The 2,222-nt window shown below is 64.1% G+C and carries 2 protein-coding genes and 1 pseudogene; all 3 read right to left on the bottom strand.

What is annotated here, in order from left to right; genetic code table 11:
* On the bottom strand, positions 1-1,048 hold a 1,048-nt coding region (gene fliD / locus ACXJL8_RS39310), incomplete at its 3' end, for a flagellar filament capping protein FliD (RefSeq protein ID WP_456686839.1).
* 79 nt (positions 1,049-1,127) lie between these two features.
* A complete protein-coding gene (locus ACXJL8_RS39315) occupies positions 1,128-1,952 on the bottom strand; it encodes a flagellin (protein WP_456617999.1) in 825 nt (274 codons plus the stop codon).
* Between the two features lie 141 nt (positions 1,953-2,093).
* Positions 2,094-2,222 (bottom strand): annotated as a pseudogene (locus ACXJL8_RS39320) (RNA polymerase sigma-70 factor); the annotation flags it as partial.

Genomic DNA, 2,222 nt, shown 5'->3' on the forward strand with positions numbered 1-2,222 from the left:
CAGCCTGGAGCTGATCCATGATCTCGCGCATGGTTCCGTCGCCGAACAGCACCGCACTCGAGGACGCCGTGCCGTCCGTGTCGGTCGCCTGCTGGGCAATCACCTCGTCGCGAAAGGTGTTGTAGTTGGTGACGAACGTCTCCAGCGTCGATTCGATCTGGCTGGTGTCGGTCTCGATACTGATGTTCAGCGTCGCTCCGTCCGGCGTCTCCTGGAGCAGGCTGAAGGTGACCCCGCTCAGGACGTCGGAGATGTCGTTGGTGTCGCGGCTCATCGCGATGCCGTCGAGCGTGAATTCGGCGGCCTGCGCCCCCTGGAGCACGTCGGCGAAGCTTCCCGAACTGTCGGTCACACCGAGCTTGTTCAGGATATCGTCGCCGGACGTGCTCGAATAGCTGATGTCGGCCGCATCTTCGGTTCCCGTCAGCACCATCTCATAGGACCCGCTCGAGACCTGGACGATCGAGGCCTGCACATTGGTGGTCGAGGTCTGGGCGTTGATGGTGTCGACGATGTCCTGAAGCGACATCGTGCTGGTGACGCTGATGTCGGCCGTGCTGCCGCCCTCAAGGCCGATTGAAAACGTGCCGGAGTAGCCGAGCTCGTCGGTTTGGCTCGACTGCGACGTACCGGCCACCTTCTGCGCGGTGGCGAGCTGACTGATCGTCAGCGTGTGGTCGCCGACCGCCGCCCCGCTCTTGATGGTCATGGAGAGCGCCGACGAGGCGCTCACGTCGCCGGTGGAACTGATGCTCGCCGCGCGCGTCGCAAATGCACTGCTGGAAAGCGAGTTGACCACCGCAGTCGAAAGCGACGCCAGCCCCGAATACAACGTCTTCAGATCGCTCTGGAGCGTCTGATAGGCCGTGATCTTGGCCTCGTTGTTGGTAATCGTGGTCGATATCGTCGTCGCCTGCGCGGTCTTGGCGTCGACGGCGGATTGGATCAGCGCGGTCCAATCGATGCTGCTCGAATTGGTGGTTCCACTGGTCGTGACCGACGCGGCCGAGGAGCTCGTGCTGCTGGTGCTCGAACTGACGCTGGTCACTGTGCTGCCCGATTCATCGCGAGGTGGACCAGGCCGGCATCACGCCGGCCTGGTATGACGATCGTTTCGGCTCGGCGCCTTAGCCGAGGAGCTTGAGGAGGTACTGCGGCATCTGATTGGCGGCGGCCAGCGCCGACACCGCAGCCTGGGTCTTCACCTCGGCCGACGACAGCTTGGACTGCTCGGCCGCGATATCGACGTCCTTGATCGCGGAGTTTGCCGACTGGAGATTCTGCGTCTGGGTCGAGATCGAATCCGACGAGAAGTTGAACCGCGACTCCTGCGCGCCGATCGAGGCGCGCGCGGCGGAGACCGTGTCGATCGCGGTATCGAGGGCGTCGAGCGCCGAGGTCGCGCCGGACTGGGTGCTGACGTCGAGCGAGGTGACGGCGAGCGACGACGCCGTCAGGCTGGTCAGCGTGATGGTGATGGTGTCGGAGCCGTCCGAGCCGACCAGCACGGACACGCCGGACGAAAACACGCTGGTGCCGTCGAGCAGGCTCTGGCTGGAGTAGCGGGTGCCGGTCGAGATCGAGTCGATTTCGTCGTTGAGCTGCGAGAATTCCGATTGGATATAGGCGCGGCTGGAGTCGGTCGTGGTGCCCGAGGCCGATTCGGAGGCCAGCGACTTCATGCGCGCGAGAATGTCGGAGATGTTCGAGGCGCCGCCGTCGGCTGTCTGAAGGATCGCGGTGGCCTGCGAGGCGTTGGTCGCGGCCTGCTGCAGCGTGGTGACGTCCGAGGAGATGCGCGTGGAGATCGCAAGGCCGGCGGCGTCGTCGGACGCCGAGGTGATGCGCGAGCCGCTCGACAGCTTCGAGAGCGAGCTGCTCTCCTGCGCGGAATTGATGTTGAGATAGCGGACCGCGGCGTTGGCGGCCGTATTGGTGTTGATTGCGGGCATTGGAAGCTCCTGTGCTGATGGGCATGGCGTGCCGCATCGTTGAAGACGATTGACGACGCGGACCGCAGCCCCGTCCGTTCGCTCAAACGACGGAGCGCAAGCAGATCAGGCGCGAAAATTTTCGCAGAGCCAATTTTATGGTTAGCAGTCGGTAAATGCGGTGCGGATGTCGCGCTCGTGCTTGCGCAGCAGCTGGCGAAGCTGCTGGCGACCGCGCTTGAGCAGGGACTCGACCGCAGCCACCGTGGTGTCCATCACCTGCGCGATCTC

Source organism: Bradyrhizobium sp. P5_C11_2, assembly GCF_054049755.1.